Genomic DNA, 18,448 nt, shown 5'->3' on the forward strand with positions numbered 1-18,448 from the left:
GCAAATCCTGATTTCAGATGCGGGTTTCAGGCGGTGGGATCGAGCCACAGATCGCCGAAACTCCAGTTGAGACCCTGCGCGCCGGTGACGTAGTTCTTGACCCGCTTGTGCGCCACGATCTGGCTTCCCGCCGCGACCAGATCGACCGAGGCGACGTCGTTGTGGATGAGGTGCTGAAACTTGCTCCAGATCACCCAGCGTTTTTTCGGATCCGGCTCGATGGCCGCAGCCTCGAGAAGCGCATCCGCCTCGGGATTGGCGTAATTGGCCGCGTTGGAAAAGGGCAGCCCGATCTTGAAATTCTTGCTCCAATAGGCGCGCTGGATGCCGAGCGACGGATCGAAAGTATTGGAAAGGGATTCCACCACCAGATCGAAAGCGCGATCGGTGTAGACCGTCTTCAGATAGGTCGGCAGGTCGTATTTGCGGATTTCGACGGCGACGCCGATCTTCTCGAGCTGGTTGCGAAGCACATCCGCAAAGCCGGGAGCGAGATAGGAATTATAGGTCAAACGCGCTGCAAAACGTTTGCCGTCTTCCTTGCGGGGATATCCCGCCGCATCGAGCAGTTTTTCCGCTTCTCTGGGATCATACCCATGGGCCTTGACCGATGCGTCGTACCAGTTCGGCAGGGCTGTGCTGACGGGGCTCGGCGATACCTGCGCATAACCGAAGAGCGCCACATTGACGATTTCATCAAGATTGATCGCCTTGGCAATGGCCAGGCGGACATCTTTCTTGCGGAAGATTTCGTTATCGTAGTTGAAAAACAGCTGTTGCTGCGGACCCGCATAGGCATAGGTGTTGGTGTCCAGAACGAGATCGGGGTTCTGTTTCAACCGTTCGAGATCCGCCAGCGGAACCGGGTTGTCGCCAATATCGACTTCACCCGTTTCCAGTGCCACGGCCCGGGCAGCCGGATCGGTGATGATGCGCAGAATGATGCGATCGAGATAAGGTTTGCCCGCATCCCAATAGTTGGGGTTTCGTTCGAAGATCAGATGGCTTCCCGGTGTCCATTCCGTCAGCTTGAAAGGACCGGTGCCAATCGCGGTCTGCAGCGTCTGGCCGTCGGCGGGTTTCAGCTTTTCGAAAATATGCTTCGGTACGATCGGCGACTCCGAACTCGATTGCGCGGCGATCAGAAAGGGCGCCGGTTTGGAAAGAACGATAATCGCGGTCAAGGGGTCCGGCGTCTCCACCGCCTCGACATTCTGATAGGTGATGCGGCCACGCGGATGGGCTTCCTTCAGGCGGAAAATCGAAAACGCGACGTCTTGCGAGGTGAAATCCTGACCATCGTGCCATTTTACATTTGGGCGGAGTTTGAAAGTATAACGAAGATGGTCATCCGAAACGGACCATTCCGTGGCCAGCAAAGGCTGCGGATTGAGGTCGAAATCGAATGTCAGAAGACCTTCGACGATCTTCGGGCCGATCGCCTGCCCCGTGCCGGACGACGTGTTGATGGCAAAAAGCGCGTTGCCGGGATCAACACGATAAAGCAGCTTGAGGGTGCCGCCGGACACGGGCCGGCTCGCATCGCTGCTTGCAGCGAATAACGAACCTGGCAGGGCCGTCCCTGCCGTTGCCAGAAGAAGCATTTTGTTGAACTGGCGGCGTCCTATCGTCATGAAAATCCCCGTTTGAAAACGTCGTTTCGATGACGAAAGCATCGGGGCAAAGCGGCTCGTTCCTAAGAAGAAAATTCTTCTCCCCCAGCAAAGAAAACATTTCTTGCAGAATTTTATTCCCATACGTGCGCGGCGAGGCACCAGAATTTGTGCTGAATTACAGGACTGCCTTGGATCGCCGTTGCGTTTCTTCGCAGCATGGCGAGATAAAAGGAAATCTCGACCGCACGTGTCTGGGACTTGGCATGGAAATGTTGTTTCACTGAAAAAACGCGAATGAGTAAGACATTGCTCGGCACAGGACCTCGCACAGCATATCAAGTCACAGGTGCTTAGCCACCTTCCCCGGCCCCTCATCCGGCCCTGCCCTCCACTCCCAACATTCCGGAGTTTCGTACGATGACCCTGCCCAGCTCGATCACCAAACTGGAAATCCCACAGCAGCGGGTCGAGGCCCGTTACGGGGCACAGGCAGCTTTTTCTCCCCCTTTCTGGAACGACACCATCGATGCCTTGCTAAACCATCGAACCGCGCGCGCTTATCTGCCCAAGGCACTGCCGGAAGGTAGCCTTGAACTTCTGATCGCAGCTGCCCAATCCGCGCCGACCTCGTCAAATCTTCAGGCATGGAGCGTCGTGGCGGTTCAGGACAAGGATCGCAAGGCGCGGCTTGCGGACTTCACGGGCGGTAACGGCCACATAAAAGATGCGCCTGTCTTCCTCATCTGGCTGATAGACCTGAAGCGGTTGCGAACCGTTGCTTCCAACCATGGCAACAAGGGCGAAGGGCTGGATTATCTGGAAAGCTTCCTTATCGGCGCCATTGATGCAGCATTGGCTGCACAGAACGCCGTTGCCGCCATCGATTCACTCGGACTTGGCTCCTGCTATGTGGGTGGCATTCGAAACAGACCGGAAGACGTGTCCGGTGAATTGAAACTGCCACCCGAGACGGTGGCGGTTTTTGGTCTTACGGTCGGTTATCCCGACCCTGCGGCGAAAACCGATGTGAAACCGCGCCTGCCGCAATCATCCATTCTCTTTCATGAGACCTATTCGGAAGCGGGAGGGGATGACCTCAATGCTTACGATGAGGTTTTGAAAGTGTTTCAGGAAAAGCAGGGGCTGCCGCAAAATGGCTGGACGGCTCCCATTGCCAAACGCGTGCAGGATGCCGAAGCGCTGAAGGGCCGCGCGGATTTGAGCCACACGTTGCGTCGCCTCGGATTCGGCATCAAATAAACGCCGACGGCCGCAAACCAAGTGCTGCCACCATCATCCCCCAATGGCCGACAGGATACCTCTGGAAAGAGTTCGGAACCGGCGTGCAGAAGACGCCGGTTGGCGGCCGACCATGGAGGCAGGTTACCAGTTCGTCACCGAACCATCGCGACGTTTCAGATGTGGTGCCTCCCAAAACTCGAAACTCTGTTTGGCCAGCAGGTCTTCATTTACCTCGATACCAAGGCCAGGGGCATCAGAAACCGGGTAGAATGCACCTTCGAGCTTCGGCTGGACGGGAAAGAAATCTGAATTGTCGAAGCCGAGATGGGTTTCTGCCGGGCTGTTGCGGGTCTCAAGCCAGGAGAAGTTCGGCACGGCCGCGCAGAAATGCACGGTCGCAGCCGTGCAGACGGGTCCAAGCGGATTATGCGGCATCATGTCGACATAGTGGGTCTCGCTCCATGCGGCCACCTTCATCGATTCCGTCAGTCCACCGACATTGCAGACATCGAGGCGGTTGAACTGATGGATATCCCGCTCGATATAGGGCTGAAACTGCCATTTCGATGAGAACTCCTCGCCAATGGCGAAGGGCACGTCAGTCATCCGCCGCAATGCTTCATAGGCCTCGGGGCTTTCGGCCCGGATAGGCTCCTCCAGAAAATCGAGCGTGCCGGATGGCATCTTCTGGCAGAAGCTTGCGGCCTCCGCGACCGTCAACCGGTGGTGATAATCGATGCCGAGCACGATATCCTCTCCCAGCTCCTCACGCGCCTTCACCAGCCATTTCGCCGTCGCTGCTATATGTTCACGCGGCTCGTAGATTTCTTTCTCTTCATGCCCCGAAGGAGAAAGCCGCATGGCTGTCCAGCCATGATCGATCAGCATCTTTGCCTGGTCGATCATTTCCGGCCCCGGTGCAGCAAAGGTTGTCGCAAACGTGGGAATACGATCGCGCTGCTTGCCCCCCAGCAATTCATAGACCGGTACGCCAAGCGCTTTGCCCTTGATATCGTGGAGCGCAATATCGATCGCCGAAATCGCCGCCTGCAACACGCGCCCGCCCTCGAAATACTGGCTGCGATACATTTCCTGCCAGAGCGCGCCGATCTTGAATGGATCCCGCCCCTTGAGGAATTCCGCATAATGTTCCAGCGCCCCGACCACGGCTTTTTCCCGGCCCGAAAGCCCGCTTTCACCCCAGCCGAAAATACCCTCATCCGTCTCTATCTTGACGAGAAGCTGGTTGCGAATGCCGACCTTGACGGCATAGGTCTTGATGGTGGTGATCTTCATTGTCTTTATCTCCCCTTCGCGTCGCTTACCAATGCCAGAGCGTGCCGTCTTCGAGACGGTTCACGGGTAGATAGGCCCGCTCATAGGGGAATTTGGCGGCAAGCTTTTCGTCGATTTCGACGCCGTGGCCGATCGCCTCACCGGGATGCAGGTAACCGTCGCTGAGGCTCCATGCGCCCGGGAAGACTTCGAGGATCTGAGGCAGATAGCCGGAATATTCCTGGATACCGAAATTCGGCACCCAGAGATCAAGATGCAGGTTGGCGCCGAGGCAGATCGGCGACATGTCCATTGCGCCATGGCAGGCGGTGCGGACGTTGTAGATGCTGGCGAAATCCATGATGCGTCGCAGGGCGGTAACACCACCCGCGTGAACACAGGTGGTGCGAATATAGTCGATGAGCTGTTCCTCGATCAGCAGTCGCGCATCCCATATCGTGTTGAAGACTTCGCCGACGGCAAGCGGCGTCGTCGTATGCTGGCGGATCAGACGAAAACCCTCCTGATGCTCGGCTGCGACTGTGTCTTCCAGCCAGAATAACCGGGCGAATTCCAGATCCTTGCCAAGTCTTGCCGCCTCAATCGGCGTCAGGCGGTGGTGGCTGTCGTGCAACAACTCCACGTCCCAGCCATGCGCCTCGCGCACCGCCTCGAACAGTTTCGGTATATGACGCAGATATTTTGAGGTGGACCAGACTTCCTCATGCGGGACGGCGTCGTCCACGGCATTGTTTGTCACCGTCTTGGCACCGGTGCCATAGACATCAGGCAGACCCGGTATCCCGCATTGGACGCGAACCGCCCTGTAACCCTCATCGATGCGCTTGCCGACCGCTTCGACGGCCTCCGCAATGTTGGTTCCCTGCGCGTGGGTATAGCAGAGAACCCTGTCACGGCTCGCGCCACCGAGAAGCTGATAGAGCGGCATGTTGGCGGCCTTGGCCTTGATGTCCCACAGCGCCATGTCAATACCGGCGATCGCAGCCATCGTCACCGGACCGCGACGCCAATAGGCACCGCGATAAAAATACTGCCATATGTCTTCGATGCGGGACGGATCTCGGCCGATCAGAAGCGGTGCGAGATGTTCCTCCAGATAGGCGACAACCGCCTTTTCCCGCCCGTTGAGCGTCGCGTCACCAACACCGGTCAGCCCTTCGTCGGTAAATATCTTCACCGTGACGAAGTTGCGGCCGGGGGAGCAGACGATGACTTTGACATCTGTGATTTTCATGACTTATCCGTTCAATGCATGGTTCGCGACATAGCGCACACGGCTGTGCAAACGCCGATCGCGCGGGTCTGGATGGGGAATGGCGGAGAGCAGCGCACGAGTGTAGTCGTGCGTCGGATTGTTGACGACCTGATCGGTATCGCCGGCCTCAACGATCTGCCCGCGATACATCACGGCAACGCGGTCGCACATGTAACGGATCACCGACATATCGTGGGAGATGAAGACGTAGGAAAGGCCAAGCTCGTCCTGCAGCTTCATCATCAGATCGAGAATCTGCGAGCGAAGCGAGACGTCGAGCGCCGAGGTCGCCTCGTCGGCGACAATCAACCTTGGCTTGATGGCGATGGCGCGTGCGATGCCGATGCGCTGGCGTTGGCCGCCGGAAAAGGCATGGGGGTAGCGCTCACGCCAGGCAGGCTCCAGACCCACCTGTTCCATCAGCTCCGCCACCCGCTGGTCCAGCTCCCTGCCCTTCATGCCGGCAAGCTTCAGCGGTTCGGCAATGATCTGCGCGACCGTTTTGCGGGGGCTGAGCGATCCGACCGGGTCCTGGAAGATCATCCGCACCTCGCGACGAACCTCCTTCAGCTGCGAGCTGCTCGCCGTCCTCAAGTCGATGACGTTTCCGTCCGGGCGACGATAGTTGATATTCCCGGCTTCGGGATCATAGATACGCAGCAGGCAGCGCCCCATCGTCGTCTTGCCCGAGCCAGACTCGCCGACGATGCCGAGTGTTTCGCCCGGACGGACGGTGAGTGAAACACCGTTTACCGCTTTAAGGCCGGATGGAAATGTCAGCGACATGTCGCTGACTTCAAGCAGCGGCGCCGCATCCGCCGGGATTGCAGCACGCTTCAACCTGATGTCGGCCTTACTCTCCAGTCGCACGACCGAGCCAATCAGCCGCTTGGTATAATCATCCTTCGGTGCGTGGAAGACCTCGTCAACGCTGCCATGTTCCATCACGCGGCCGCGATACATGACGAGCACTTCGTCTGCGATCTCTGCCACCACGCCCATGTCGTGGGTGATGAAGATCACGGCCATCCCGTGGCTCTGCTGCAGCTTCCTGATGAGATCGAGAATTTCCGCCTGGGTGGTCACATCGAGCGCTGTCGTCGGCTCGTCGGCTATCAGAACCGACGGATTGCAGGCGAGCGCCATGGCGATCATCACCCGCTGGCGCATGCCACCCGAAAATTCAAATGTATAGCGATCAATCGCGTGTTCCGCCCGCGGGATTTCCACCTGCTTGAGCAGTTCCAGAACACGCTCACGGCGCTCGCGTTTCGGCGTGCCGAAATGTATGCGCAAGGCTTCACCGATCTGATCACCGATCCGGTGGACGGGAGACAGCGAACTCATCGGCTCCTGAAAGATCATCGCGATCTCCCGGCCGCGAACCTCACGAATCTCCTTGCCGCGGGGGTCGAGCCTCGCAAGATCGACAGTCGATCCGTCCTGGCGCGTCAGGACGATGGAGCCGCCTTCGATCTTGCCCGGCTTGTCGACGATCTGCAGGATCGAGCGTGCAGTAACCGACTTGCCGGAGCCACTTTCACCAACTACGCAGAGCGTCTTGCCGCGTTTCAACTCGAAAGACACACCGTCGACCGCCTTGAAGGTGCCGGTGCGCGTCGTGAAGTAGGTGCGCAGGTCATCAACCCTGAGTATTGTATCATTTGTCATGGTCATCAGGCGTTCTCATAGGGATCGGCCGCATCGCGCAGTCCGTCTCCAAGGAAGTTGAGGGAAAGCACCGCGATGACGATGGCCGCGGCCGGCGTGAAGAGCAGCCAGGGTGCCTGCGCAACGGCACGAATGTTCTGCGCCTCCTGCAGAAGAACGCCCCAGGAGATGATGGGCGGCTGAAGCCCGATGCCGAGGAAGGACAGGGCTGTTTCCGCCAGGATCATCGTCGGAATGGCGAGCGTCACGGTTGCGATGATATGGCTCATGAAGGACGGCACGAGATGGTGGAATATGATGCCGAGTTCACTCATCCCGTCGAGCCTTGCTGCGGTGACGAAATCCTCGTTGCGCAGGGAAAGAAATTTGCCTCGTACCTCTCGCGCAAGGCTAGTCCAGCCGAGCAGCGACACAATCAGCGTGATGACGAAATAGGTCCTGAGCGGCGGCCAGCCGACCGGGATTGCGGCCGCAAGGCCCATCCACAGAGGGATCGTCGGTATGGACCGCAGGAGTTCGATGACACGCTGGATCGCCACATCCGTCCAGCCGCCGAAGAAGCCGGAGATGCCGCCGATGGTGACACCAAGCACAAGGCTCATGGCAACGCCCACAAGGCCGATGGAAAGCGAGATGCGCGCGCCATAAACGACACGAGAGAAGATGTCGCGGCCCAGGCGATCGGCACCGAACACATAAAGACTGTCACCCGGGCGCGCATCAACGAGGCCGAACAGCTTGGTCTTCATGGGAATGAAGCCGGCAAGCGTGTAGGGATCGGACGGCACGAAGAAGCCGACGGCAATCGGCTTGGCCGGATCCGCAGAAAACTCGCGCCGCATCGACTGGGTGTTGAGCGTCATCTTAAGCTGATCGACATGCGGCATAAACGCGCCATCGTGGATCAGTGAAAGGCCCTGCGGCGGCGCATAGGTGAAACGCGCATTGGTGGCGTTCGGATCGAACGGTGCGATGAACTCCGCAAACAGCGCGACGAGATACATCAAGGCGATGACAACGAGACTGGCCAGCGCGATCTTGTGCTTCTTGAACTTCAGCCAGAACAGGCGCCACTGGCCGGCAACGGCCAAGTCCTTGCCGCGGAGATCGACAACGGCATCCGTGTCGGAGGGAATCTGGGTCATGTCGGTCATTGCAGTCTAATCCTCGGGTCGGTCAGCGCGAGCAGGAGGTCGGAGATCAACGTGCCGATAATGGTGAGAACGGAGATCAGGAGGATGAGGGAGCCGGCAAGGTACATGTCCTGGGCCAGAAGCGCGCGCAACAGGAGCGGACCGGTCGTCGGCAGGCTCATGACGACGGAGACGATGATCTCGCCCGAAATGACGGCCGGCAGTATCCAGCCGAGCGTCGAGATGAGCGGATTGAGTGCCAGCCTGACCGGATAGCGCATCAGAAGCTCGAATTCCGACATGCCCTTGGCGCGTGCGGTGGTGACATAAGGCTTGGAGAGTTCGTCGAGCAGGTTGGCGCGCATGATCCGTACCAAAGCTGCAAGCGAGCCAAGGCCAATCACGATCACCGGCAGCCAGACATGTTTGGCGAAATCAGAAAGCTTGCCGAGGCTCCAGGCGGCATCGGCATATTCGGGAGAAAACAGCCCGCCGACACTCTGACCGAACCATGCGGACATCAAATACATGGCGGAGAGCGCCATGAGGAAGTCGGGCACGGCAAGGAAGAAGAAGGCGAGAAAGGTCGCCGTATAATCCGAGATCGAATATTGCCGCACCGCCGAGAGGATGCCGATCGGGATTGCCACTGCCCAGACAAAGCAGAGGGTCAGGACCGACAGCAGCAGGGAAAAACCCAGACGGCTCCAGATCAACTCCGTGACCGGCTTGCCAAGCTCGAACGAAATACCGAAATCGCCGCGAAGGACGATACCTGCCATCCATTTATAGTACTGGAAATACATCGGCTGATCGAGACCGTAGCGCTCGCGCATGGCGGCAAGCGTTCCCGCCTCGACCGCGCCGCCCTGGGCAGCCCAGTCGGCCATAAGCGTCGTCAGATAGTCGCCCGGTGGCAACTGGATGATGGCAAAGGCGATGATCGATACGGCGAACAGCGTCGGAATAGCGAACACCAGCCGTTTGGCGATATAGCGAAGCATGAGCAATGACCATTTCGGGTGTGGTGTGGCCGGAAGCTTCATGCCTCCGGCCAGGATCTCTGGGATCGTTTATTGGGCTTTTTCGAAGTACCACTGCGAGAGGGTCGGTGCCGGGTGCCAGAGGTTGCCGGTGATCGGAATGCCGTTCACGACATTTTTCAGATCCTTGGACACCATCATATATTTGGGCATCGGGCGGGAAATGCCGATATTCAGGAAGTTTTCCGCCGAAAGCGTCAGGAACTCCTTCATCCGCGCCTTGCGATCGTCATCGCTGGACGACGCATTGACCTTGTCATAGGCGGCCATCAGAGCCTTGATCTCGGCCGGTGGCTCCTCGCCCGTCTGCGGATTGGCATACCATTCGGCCCACTTTACCGCGAAGAAGATGTCGGCCTTCTGGAACGGCATGTAGCAACGTGGATCGGTATAAACCTCATTCAGCCCGCCGACGCAGTTCCAGATATAGGCATCCTGCTCATTGGCGTTCCACATCGAATTCAGACGCGCGCGATCAGTGGTACGGATCTGGATGTCAATGCCCACTTTCTTGGCATATTCCTGCACCATCTGCATGATGTCGGGATAAGAGAGGCCGAAGGCATCCGCCACCATGAAATTGATCGTGAAGCGTTTGCCCGTCTCGTCGAGACGATATCCCTGACCATCCTTGTTCGGCATGATCTCATCGAGCGCGGCATTGGCCGCAGCCGGATCATATTCCGTATACTGCGTCGCTTCCTTCTCGTTGAACAGTTCGTTCTCGGGCTGCACCGCCACCTGGGCTGGCGCGCCCTGCCCGACATAAACCAGATCGATGATCTCCTGCCGGTTGATCGCATGGCTGAGCGCGATGCGGAAATCCTTGTTCTGGAAAACCTTCCTCTTCACGGGATCGGTGGAGTTGAGGTTAAGCAGGATGACCGCATCGTTGGCCGGCAGGTCCTTGACGTCGACGAAGCGGAAGTTGCCGCTCTCCTGGCCATCAAACAGCACCGACTTGAAAGTCGCATTGTTGATGTGGCGGAAAGCAAAGTCGAACTCACCGGATGTCATCTTCAACGCCATCAACTGCGGATCGTCCAGCTTTGCCCAGGTGACATTGTCGATATAGGGTAGCTGGTTACCTTCGCTGTCGACCTTCCAGTAATAGGGATTGCGCTTTGCTGCGACCCGTTCGCCATCCGCATAGGGAATGGTCAGGATCCAGGGATTGAGCGTCGGCAATTCGAGGTTTTGCCAATATGCCGGCTGAAAGGTCAGCGAGACCTTGGAGTTGAACAGTGCGACCCAGTCCCCTGCCGCCGGATTGGCCTTCAGCAGAGCCGGAATGCCGTCCTTGTTGTATTTCTCATGGAACTGGCTGAGATAGTGCTTCGGATAGATGACGGGCAGATGCCCCTGACCATAGGCCAATTGCTGCAGGAACAGGCCGTAAGGCGAGTCAAACTTGAACTCTACCGTCTGCTCATCGACTTTACGAACCTTGACGGGTTTGCCAGCGACCGTGAAGGTAGGATTCTTGGCCGGCGAAAGCGCCGGGTTCATGAATACATCCTCGTACCAGAACATGATGTCGTCGACGGTGAAAGGCTGACCGTCGCTCCACTTCAGGCCCTTGCGAAGCGTGAAAGTGTAAGTTGTGGCGTCATCGGAAACGGTGAATTTTTCGGCCAGCGACGGCTCCACCTTGCTCCATTTTGGATCCCACCTGACGAGCAGTTCGTTGGCAATCGTTCGCGTCAGATTGTACTGATCGCCGTTCGCCAGAATGGTCGTCCGTAATGTACCACCATACTTGCCGACACCGTCCACCATCGTCTCGACAAACGGATTTTCCGGCAGCCGCTCAGCCACGGCAGGCAATGCCCCCGCCTTCACCTGCTCCTCAAGCGCCGGCGCCTGTTTGTAATCTGCCGCCCACGTCGGAAACAACCCAGCCGAAAGTGCGACCGTGACGATTGCAGCAGACACACCAAGTCGATTCAGCACACGCTGATAGCTCATAAATTCTCCTCCCGCCGGATATCGGCTCTCCCGAAACGCACCCTCCCCGGGCACAAATCACACGATAACTCACAGATCGTACATTATTTGTCAACAGCGATGTACGCTCTTTGCGTTTTGCTATTGGCGACGGGACAGAAAATGGATTAAAAGCAACCTCATGAGCACAATTTTAAAGCTTGAAACAACCGACACGGAAAACGCGAAACCGAGTGATGAAGCTGGCGCCTCGATCTACGAGCGCTTGCGTGACGACATCATTTCTGGTCGCGTCAAAGCCAATGAGAGGCTGAAGGTTGCCGAACTCGCAACCCGGCTTGGGACATCAACCAACCCGATCCGCGAGGCGCTGCAACAGCTTCGAGGTGAGGGCTTCGTCGTGATGAGCCCCAACCGGGGCGCACGCGTGAGACCGATCGACGAAGATTTCGTGCGTGACATCTGCGAAATCGAAGTGCTGATCGAGCCTGCGCTCACACGCTGGTTCGTAAGCATTGCCACGCACAGCGACATCGCCGAACTGGAGCGTCTGCAGGGAGAGATCGAAAAGATGAACTTCGGCGACGAGATGGCTCACTCCAACCTCGACCTGCAGTTCCATCAGCTGATGTACAATCGGCACTACAATCGTCATGCCGTGGAACTCTGGGTGCGTCATCGCCACATCCTTTGGGCAATCAGCAGAGGATTTCCGACCTCCCTCAGCCGGCAGGCCAACGTGCTGGCCGAACATCGGGAACTTATAGCCTGCGTCAAAGCGCAGGATGCGGAAGGTGCTGCTGATGCAATAGCACGCCATGTGGAAGGCTCCGGCAGGCACATCATCGAACGCATGCGCCTTAGCAAAAGGTAAGCGATATAGCTCCCCGCGCTGATACTGGCACGATGGACAAGCTCCAAAAAAGCCGCCTTGCGACCTATCCGTTTTGCGAAGGCCGTCTGCATCGACGGTCAGCACCGTGCGCGAAAGGCGTGCGTCTCGACACCGCCACCGCCACCAACTTATTACCGCGTCTGCGGCTATAATGGTTGTCCTGCGCAGGCAGATAGATGTATTCAAGGGGCCGAATATTCACTCAAACCTGCAGGCACATGGAAACTTCGCTTTATCTGCCCGTCAAAGGCTTCCTTGAGAAGGCGGGTTACACTGTCAAAGGCGAAGTTGGCGGCTGTGACCTCGTTGGCTTGAGCGATACGGATCCGTCCGTGGTTATCGTCTGCGAGCTAAAGCTCAGCTTCAATCTGGAACTCATTTTGCAGGCCGTCGATCGCGCCACTATAGCGGACGAGGTCTGGATCGCGGCCAGAGTTTCAGCCAGGGGCAAGGGCCGCGAGGCTGACAAACGCTACCGCGATCTCTGCCGCAGGCTCGGCGTCGGTATGCTCGGCATTTCCGATGCCGGAGACGTCAGCATTATCGTCAACTCCGTAACACCGATGCCACGAACCAATCCGAAACGGCGTTCGAGGCTTATGCGTGAACACCAAAGGCGACGCGGCGATCCGGCCGTCGGTGGAAGCACACGCGCGCCTATAATGACCGCCTATCGCCAGCAGGCGCTCGGCTGCGCTTTGGCTCTCGCATCTGGACCGATGCGTGTGCGTGAAATCAGATCAAGCGTCCCGGATGCTGGGAAGATTCTGCTGGCTAACGTCTATGGCTGGTTTGAGAGGCTCGACAGAGGAGTGTATGGCTTGACCGAGGCAGGTCGGCAAGCACTCCAGCAATGGCCGCAGCAAGAAACGCCGGCAACAGCGATGGCGCCCGCCTGACTTCCGTTTCGCACCGGAACGCGACGTTGCCTCACAAAACATCGCTTTCCAGGCCACTCGACCACTCACTGCCAGGAACCAGCCCTGCGGGCTTCACACTTCGACAGGCTCGCGAACATCATCCAAGAGAAAATGCACGATTACATAATTCGTCGTGTATTTTTGACCGCTATCGGAGACGCTCTCAACGCTGCCACCGTCGGAGGGATGCCATTTCTGATAATGAGGATTGTTGGTGATCAGCGTAATCGCCTTGCCCGAAAACCGGCCATTCAACCGGTAACGGGCCTCTGCCAGATGCCAGATCTTCTCAAAATCCTGCTGGCTGATACGGCTTTTCAAAGCCTTCCTGGATACCGCCTCTCCGGGCGAACTATCATCCTGTGCCGCCGATGGAATATGCAGGTCAACCTCTTCCGCACCGTCCAGCAGAAAGGCAAATTCGTCTGGCCACATCCGTCTCACGTATCGCTCCTCCCAAAGCTTAACGTCCTACAACACAATCATGATAGCGCCTCCGCCGCGAGAGGCAATGGCGGATATGAACATACGTTCTCAGCAATCTCCACCCCTCCTTATCGTCGCCCCATTTTCTCAGTCGACAACATATGTTCGAGGCATATTCTCATCAGCCAGCATAACGCAAAAAAACGCTTCCCGTGGGGCCAGCATATTGCATGCTTCAGCACGGCATCGAATGAAATAAACCAATTTCGGGGGGAATATCACGCCTCAGCGTTTGACTATGGCGGAGAGGGTGGGATTCGAACCCACGATACCCTTGCAGGTATGCCGCATTTCGAGTGCGGTGCATTCGACCACTCTGCCACCTCTCCGCATGCGCGAACGCTTGCGTTGCGCGCTCCTCTTAAACATCAATGGCGTGACTGACAAGGGGAATTTCGTGTTTGTGTCACAAATTATTCGTCATGGGTGAGGCTCGGGAAATGCAACGGCTTCTGGCCATTTTCGCAGATATTTTTAAGGTGACGCGCACAATCCGCAGGGGTGCGCGTCACATTCGACAGCAGCGTCAGATCCGTTGATAACGCCGCAGGATTTCCAGGATTTTTTCATCCTGCTCTTTATCCGGCAGAAGGGCCGGTTGGCGGCTGGCGCCGACGGATGGGTCCTGGAGATAAAGCGAGCGTTTGACCATGGCCGGTGCGAAGCCGAGGGCGTAGAGGTCGGTGCGGAAATCGGCGTAGATTGCCTGCTGGCGTTCGGCCTCGGTGATGTCACCGGCGTTGAAAGCATTGAGAATGCCGGCCAGCACATCCGGCAGCGCGTTGCCGAGGCCGGAAATGCAGCCTGCCGCCCCGTTCTGCAACGACCAGAGAACGAGGTGATCCGGGCCGGAATAGACCTCGAAGCCGGGCATCTCCTTTGCCACCTGAAGATAGGCTTCGAGTGTCTGCTGAGCGCCGCCAGAATCCTTGATGCCGGCGATATTGCCATGGGTGGCGAGTTTGCGGGCGGTTTCCGGCTCTATGTGGTTCTGGGTGCGGGCGGGAATATCATAGAGATAGACCGGCGTTTCAACGGCATCGGCCACCGTCGAGAAATGGCGGATCAGGCCATCCTGCGTGCAGGCGATGAAGAAAGGCGTGATGACGGCGATACCGTCGACGCCGATGCGGTCGAAGGCTTTGGCAAGTTGCAGGGTTTCGAAAGTGGCCGGCATGCCCGCATTCACGATGACCTTGGCACGGCCGGCAACTTCGTCCACCACCTCTTCCGTCAGCCGGATTTTTTCCGCATGCGTCAGCGCGGTAAAATCGCCATTGGTGCCGGCGCACATGATGTTGTTGCCGGCCGCCACCTGGCGGCGCACCTGCGCGCGGGTTGCCTGATAGTTGATGGTTTCGTCCTCGTTGAAACAGGTGACGAGCGCGACGAAAGCTTGTTTGCTCATGAAAGAACTCCGCTTGAATTTCCGATGGCGTTGCCGGCCACGGCCGGATGACGCTGGGATTGCATATCGGGGTCGGGATCGAGGCTCGCGGATAGAAGGGCACGGGTATAGGCCTCGCGCGGCGCCTCGAACACCTGCCGGACGGTGCCGAACTCCACCACCTCTCCCCGCTGCATGACCATGACGTGATCGGCAAAATCCCGAACGACCGGCAAGTCATGTGCGATGAAGATGAAGGAGAGGCCAATTTCACGGCGCAGCTTGTCCAGCAGCGCGATAACCTGCGCCTGAACCGAAACATCGAGCGCCGAGACCGCCTCGTCGCAGATGATGAGCTTCGGTTCCAGCGCCAACGCGCGGGCAATCGCGATCCTCTGCCGCTGACCTCCGGAGAACTGATGCGGATAACGGCGCATATGTTCCGGCGAGAGACCCACCTGATGCAGCAATTCCGCAACCCGCTCACGCCATCTTGCCTTGGGCAATATCTCCGGATGGATGACCCAGGCTTCGGAAACCAGCTGGAACACCGTCATGCGCGGATTGAGCGACTGGGTGGGGTCCTGAAACACCATCTGCAAATCGCGCCGGAGCGCGAAGAGTTCGGCAGGCGGAAGCTTGAAGAGGTCGCGCCCCTTCCACAAGGCGCTGCCCGCATCCGGCTCGTCGAGGCGAAGTAGAATACGCGCCAGCGTCGATTTGCCGGAACCGCTTTCGCCGACGACCGCGATGGTTTCGCCTTCCATGAGTTCGAAGGAAACGCCCTTCAGCGCCTCGAAGGCGCCGTAACGCTTGCGCACATCACGCACGCTGAGCAGCGCTTCGCCCGCCGCCTGCGGCTCGTGCATGTCGCCCCTGCCGGGTGCTGCGCTGATGAGCTTGCGGGTATAGGGGTGCTGCGGATTGCGATAGACCTCACGAACCGTGCCGGCCTCGACCAGGACACCCTTTTCCATCACCACCACGCGATCGGCGATTTCGGCGACGACACCGAGATCGTGAGTGATGATGAGCACGGCCATGCCGGTTTCCCGCTGCAATTCCTTGAGCAGCGAAAGCACCTCGGCCTGTACCGTCACGTCAAGCGCGGTGGTCGGCTCATCGGCAATCAGGAGATCGGGCCGAAGCGCCAGCGCCATGGCGATCATCACGCGCTGGCGCTGACCGCCCGAAAATTCATGCGGATATTTCTTCAAGGCCCCGTCCGGGTCAGGAATGCCGACGCGAGCGACAAGCCGCCTCGCCTCCGCTTCGGCCTTTGCCTTGTCCATACCGTGGGTGGTCATCGCCTCACGAATCTGCCAGCCGACGGTATAGACCGGATTGAGATGGCTGAGCGGGTCCTGAAAAATCATGGCGATACGCCGGCCGTTGATTTCGCGGCGCGCTTCGGCCGGCATGGTCAGAAGGTCCTGGCCGTCGAGCAATATCTGACCGCTGCTGATATGTCCGGGCGGCATGTCGATGAGGTTCATGATGGCCGAGGACGATACCGATTTGCCGGAACCGCTTTCGCCGAGGATGGCCAGCGTTTCGCCACGGTCGATATGGTAGGAGACATCCTTCACCGCATGGACGATACCGCTTGCGGTGTGGAACTCCACGGAAAGGTTGCGCACGTCGAGAAGATGGTCAGCCATGCTTGCGGCCTTTCATTTCCAGCCGCCAGCGCTGCACGGGATCAAGCGCGATGCGGAGCCAGTTGGAAAGCAGGTTTAGCGACAGGGTGGTGAGAATGATGGCAAGCCCCGGCCAGAAGGACAGCCACCAGGCATTGGTGAGATATTGCCGCCCCTGCGAAATCATCAGGCCCCAGGTGATTTCCGGCGGCTGAATGCCGATGCCAAGGAAGGACAGCGCGCTTTCCGCCAGCATCACATAGGCGAAATCGAGCGTGGCGAGCGTCGTCAGCGTCGGCAACACGACGGGCAGGATGTGACGGAACAGGATGCGCTTGCCCGATGCGCCCATGACCCTAGCCGCCTGCACGAACATGCGCTCGCGCACCTCCAGCACCTCCGCCCTCGTGGTGCGGATGTAAACGGGAATGCGGGTGATCGCCAGAACCAGCATCAGGTTTAGAATGGAGGAGCCGAGCAGATAAAGCACGATGACCGCGATCAGCAGCGACGGGAACGACATGATCACATCGGCAAGCCGCATGATGATCTGGCCGACACGGTTGGAGGAGAAACCGGCGATCAGCCCGAGCACGGTGCCGGTGATGGCGGAAAGAAGCACCGCGCCGGCGGCGATCATCATCGTATTTTGCGTGGCAGCGACAATGCGCGCGAGAAGCGAACGGCCGAGCGCATCCGCTCCCAACCAGAAATACCACTCGCGCTGCCAGTCGAACGGGGCGAGGTTGCGCCCGCGCAGGTTCTGTTTCGTTGCCAGATCGCCAAGCCAGGCAGGGCCGACAAAAGCGAGGATAATGACAATGATGAGGAAGATCGCGGCGCAGAGCGCGAATTTATCCGCCCACAACATGCGCAGCATGCGTGTTGCGAAGGAAGGCTCGGCGATGATCTCGGTGTCGGCGCTGGAAAGGCTCATGGCTGAACGGCCTCCTCAGTGCCGGATACGCGGATCGAGGAGCGCATAGGCGATATCGATCAGAAGATTCATCAGGAAGATCGCCAGCGCGGTCACGAGAATGGCGGCCAGCACGACGTTGAAATCGCGCTGAAGAATGGAATCGATCATCAGCTTGCCGACACCGGGAAAACCGAAAATCGTTTCGACGATGACGGCGCCGTTGAGAAGGCTTGCCGCCTGGTCGCCAATGACGGTGATGACCGGCAGCATGGCGTTTCGCAAGGCGTGAATAAAGATGATCGGACCCGACTTCACGCCCTTGGCGCGCGCCGTTTTGACATAGGCCGAGGACAAAGCGCCGATCATCGAGCCGCGCACCACCTGTACGATAATGCCGAAGGGGCGCACGAACAGGACCGCAATCGGCAATATCCAGTGCAGCACGGAGCCCGTGCCCGACGTGGGCAGCCAGGCGAGATTGACGGAGAATACGACGATAGCGACAATCGCCAGCCAGAAATCCGGAACGGATGCACCGATGAGCGAGATGCTCGAGGCCATGCGGTCGAAGAAGCCGCCGGAGCGGAAAGCCGCAAGCGAACCGACAACGATGGCGGCGGTGGTGACGAGCGACATGGTGATGACCGCAAGCCACAGCGTCCAGACGAAAGCCTCCAGCACCACATCCAGCGCCGGGCGGGCTTTCCTGAGCGATTCGCCGAGGTCACCCGTCATCACATCGCCCGCATAACGCAGGAACTGCACCATCAGCGGATCGTTCAGCCCGTGCAGCGCCCGGAACTGCTGCTTCAACTCTTCCGAAGCTTCCACCGGCAGAAACAGTGCGGCCGGGTCTCCCGTCAGGCGGGACAGGAAGAAAACCATGACGATGAGGCCGATCAGAGAGATCAGGCTCGCAACGGAACGTTTTCGGATGAAGCTCAGCATGGTTGCCTCCGGTTTTTCAATGCGGCGGCGAAGCTTTCGCCGCGCCGCCG

The 18,448-nt window shown here is 58.4% G+C and carries 16 protein-coding genes and 1 tRNA gene; 4 read left to right on the forward strand and 13 right to left on the reverse strand.

Going from position 1 to position 18,448, the window contains the following annotated elements:
* Positions 1-26 precede the first annotated feature (26 nt).
* The gene (locus tag AGR13A_RS18660) at positions 27-1,634 is read right to left on the reverse strand and encodes an ABC transporter substrate-binding protein (protein WP_080838506.1); all 1,608 of its coding nucleotides are present in this window, start codon (positions 1,632-1,634) and stop codon (positions 27-29) included.
* A 29-nt stretch (positions 1,635-1,663) separates the two neighbouring features.
* Here AGR13A_RS18660 and AGR13A_RS24720 point away from each other — a divergent pair, with 29 nt between their 5' ends.
* Entirely contained in the window at positions 1,664-1,900 is a 237-nt protein-coding gene (locus AGR13A_RS24720) for a hypothetical protein (RefSeq protein WP_139786096.1), read from the forward strand.
* Between the two features lie 133 nt (positions 1,901-2,033).
* Positions 2,034-2,876, forward strand: coding sequence for an NADPH-dependent oxidoreductase (locus tag AGR13A_RS18665; RefSeq protein ID WP_080838510.1), 843 nt, complete (start codon positions 2,034-2,036; stop codon positions 2,874-2,876).
* 123 nt (positions 2,877-2,999) lie between these two features.
* On the opposite strand, the gene AGR13A_RS18670 is transcribed toward AGR13A_RS18665, so the two are convergent.
* The 6 genes from AGR13A_RS18670 to AGR13A_RS18695 all read right to left on the reverse strand — a co-directional run bounded on the left by AGR13A_RS18670 (position 3,000) and on the right by AGR13A_RS18695 (position 11,224).
* Positions 3,000-4,154 carry a mandelate racemase/muconate lactonizing enzyme family protein gene (locus tag AGR13A_RS18670; RefSeq protein WP_080838515.1) on the reverse strand — a complete coding sequence of 385 codons (1,155 nt, stop codon included), beginning with the start codon at positions 4,152-4,154 and terminating at the stop codon, positions 3,000-3,002.
* A gap of 25 nt (positions 4,155-4,179) precedes the next feature.
* Positions 4,180-5,388, reverse strand: coding sequence for a D-mannonate dehydratase ManD (manD, locus tag AGR13A_RS18675; RefSeq protein ID WP_080838518.1), 1,209 nt, complete (start codon positions 5,386-5,388; stop codon positions 4,180-4,182).
* A gap of 3 nt (positions 5,389-5,391) precedes the next feature.
* Entirely contained in the window at positions 5,392-7,086 is a 1,695-nt protein-coding gene (locus tag AGR13A_RS18680) for an ABC transporter ATP-binding protein (protein ID WP_080838521.1), read from the reverse strand.
* Positions 7,086-8,234: an ABC transporter permease gene (locus tag AGR13A_RS18685; protein WP_080838524.1), complete on the reverse strand. Its 1,149-nt coding sequence runs from the start codon at positions 8,232-8,234 to the stop codon at positions 7,086-7,088. Before AGR13A_RS18685 ends, AGR13A_RS18680 begins: the two co-directional genes overlap by 1 nt.
* Positions 8,231-9,217 carry an ABC transporter permease gene (locus AGR13A_RS18690; RefSeq protein WP_080838527.1) on the reverse strand — a complete coding sequence of 329 codons (987 nt, stop codon included), beginning with the start codon at positions 9,215-9,217 and terminating at the stop codon, positions 8,231-8,233. Before AGR13A_RS18690 ends, AGR13A_RS18685 begins: the two co-directional genes overlap by 4 nt.
* A gap of 69 nt (positions 9,218-9,286) precedes the next feature.
* Positions 9,287-11,224, reverse strand: coding sequence for an ABC transporter substrate-binding protein (locus tag AGR13A_RS18695; RefSeq protein WP_080838529.1), 1,938 nt, complete (start codon positions 11,222-11,224; stop codon positions 9,287-9,289).
* A 160-nt stretch (positions 11,225-11,384) separates the two neighbouring features.
* On the opposite strand from AGR13A_RS18695, the gene AGR13A_RS18700 reads away from it, so the two are divergent.
* The gene (locus AGR13A_RS18700; RefSeq protein WP_035226882.1) at positions 11,385-12,077 is read left to right on the forward strand and encodes a GntR family transcriptional regulator; all 693 of its coding nucleotides are present in this window, start codon (positions 11,385-11,387) and stop codon (positions 12,075-12,077) included.
* Positions 12,078-12,316: 239 nt separating this feature from the next.
* Positions 12,317-12,997 carry a DUF2161 domain-containing phosphodiesterase gene (locus AGR13A_RS18705; RefSeq protein ID WP_080838531.1) on the forward strand — a complete coding sequence of 227 codons (681 nt, stop codon included), beginning with the start codon at positions 12,317-12,319 and terminating at the stop codon, positions 12,995-12,997.
* 93 nt (positions 12,998-13,090) lie between these two features.
* Here AGR13A_RS18705 and AGR13A_RS18710 read toward each other — a convergent pair whose 3' ends face one another.
* The 6 genes from AGR13A_RS18710 to AGR13A_RS18735 form a co-directional block, all read right to left on the reverse strand.
* Positions 13,091-13,453, reverse strand: coding sequence for a hypothetical protein (locus AGR13A_RS18710; RefSeq protein ID WP_080838534.1), 363 nt, complete (start codon positions 13,451-13,453; stop codon positions 13,091-13,093).
* Positions 13,454-13,743: 290 nt separating this feature from the next.
* Positions 13,744-13,833, reverse strand: a tRNA-Ser gene (locus AGR13A_RS18715).
* Positions 13,834-14,030: 197 nt separating this feature from the next.
* Positions 14,031-14,912: a dihydrodipicolinate synthase family protein gene (locus tag AGR13A_RS18720; protein ID WP_080838537.1), complete on the reverse strand. Its 882-nt coding sequence runs from the start codon at positions 14,910-14,912 to the stop codon at positions 14,031-14,033.
* A complete protein-coding gene (locus tag AGR13A_RS18725) occupies positions 14,909-16,552 on the reverse strand; it encodes an ABC transporter ATP-binding protein (protein WP_080838542.1) in 1,644 nt (547 codons plus the stop codon). Before AGR13A_RS18725 ends, AGR13A_RS18720 begins: the two co-directional genes overlap by 4 nt.
* A complete protein-coding gene (locus AGR13A_RS18730) occupies positions 16,545-17,468 on the reverse strand; it encodes an ABC transporter permease (protein WP_003519622.1) in 924 nt (307 codons plus the stop codon). The genes AGR13A_RS18725 and AGR13A_RS18730 overlap by 8 nt, the downstream gene beginning before the upstream one ends.
* Before the next feature lie 15 nt (positions 17,469-17,483).
* Entirely contained in the window at positions 17,484-18,398 is a 915-nt protein-coding gene (locus AGR13A_RS18735) for an ABC transporter permease (RefSeq protein WP_003506052.1), read from the reverse strand.
* Between the last annotated feature and the right edge of the window lie 50 nt (positions 18,399-18,448).

Origin of the sequence: Agrobacterium genomosp. 13 str. CFBP 6927, from assembly GCA_900012615.1 — a bacterium.
GTDB lineage: Bacteria > Pseudomonadota > Alphaproteobacteria > Rhizobiales > Rhizobiaceae > Agrobacterium.

Bases quoted from the DNA above. Each gene is read 5' to 3' on its own strand.
- AGR13A_RS18660 (WP_080838506.1), bottom strand. From the start codon at position 1,634: ATGACGATAGGACGCCGCCAGTTCAACAAAATGCTTCTTCTGGCAACG.
- AGR13A_RS24720 (WP_139786096.1), top strand. From the start codon at position 1,664: ATGACGAAAGCATCGGGGCAAAGCGGCTCGTTCCTAAGAAGAAAATTC.
- AGR13A_RS18665 (WP_080838510.1), top strand. From the start codon at position 2,034: ATGACCCTGCCCAGCTCGATCACCAAACTGGAAATCCCACAGCAGCGG.
- AGR13A_RS18670 (WP_080838515.1), bottom strand. From the start codon at position 4,154: ATGAAGATCACCACCATCAAGACCTATGCCGTCAAGGTCGGCATTCGC.
- manD (WP_080838518.1), bottom strand. From the start codon at position 5,388: ATGAAAATCACAGATGTCAAAGTCATCGTCTGCTCCCCCGGCCGCAAC.
- AGR13A_RS18680 (WP_080838521.1), bottom strand. From the start codon at position 7,086: ATGACCATGACAAATGATACAATACTCAGGGTTGATGACCTGCGCACC.
- AGR13A_RS18685 (WP_080838524.1), bottom strand. From the start codon at position 8,234: ATGACCGACATGACCCAGATTCCCTCCGACACGGATGCCGTTGTCGAT.
- AGR13A_RS18690 (WP_080838527.1), bottom strand. From the start codon at position 9,217: ATGCTTCGCTATATCGCCAAACGGCTGGTGTTCGCTATTCCGACGCTG.
- AGR13A_RS18695 (WP_080838529.1), bottom strand. From the start codon at position 11,224: ATGAGCTATCAGCGTGTGCTGAATCGACTTGGTGTGTCTGCTGCAATC.
- AGR13A_RS18700 (WP_035226882.1), top strand. From the start codon at position 11,385: ATGAGCACAATTTTAAAGCTTGAAACAACCGACACGGAAAACGCGAAA.
- AGR13A_RS18705 (WP_080838531.1), top strand. From the start codon at position 12,317: ATGGAAACTTCGCTTTATCTGCCCGTCAAAGGCTTCCTTGAGAAGGCG.
- AGR13A_RS18710 (WP_080838534.1), bottom strand. From the start codon at position 13,453: ATGTGGCCAGACGAATTTGCCTTTCTGCTGGACGGTGCGGAAGAGGTT.
- AGR13A_RS18720 (WP_080838537.1), bottom strand. From the start codon at position 14,912: ATGAGCAAACAAGCTTTCGTCGCGCTCGTCACCTGTTTCAACGAGGAC.
- AGR13A_RS18725 (WP_080838542.1), bottom strand. From the start codon at position 16,552: ATGGCTGACCATCTTCTCGACGTGCGCAACCTTTCCGTGGAGTTCCAC.
- AGR13A_RS18730 (WP_003519622.1), bottom strand. From the start codon at position 17,468: ATGAGCCTTTCCAGCGCCGACACCGAGATCATCGCCGAGCCTTCCTTC.
- AGR13A_RS18735 (WP_003506052.1), bottom strand. From the start codon at position 18,398: ATGCTGAGCTTCATCCGAAAACGTTCCGTTGCGAGCCTGATCTCTCTG.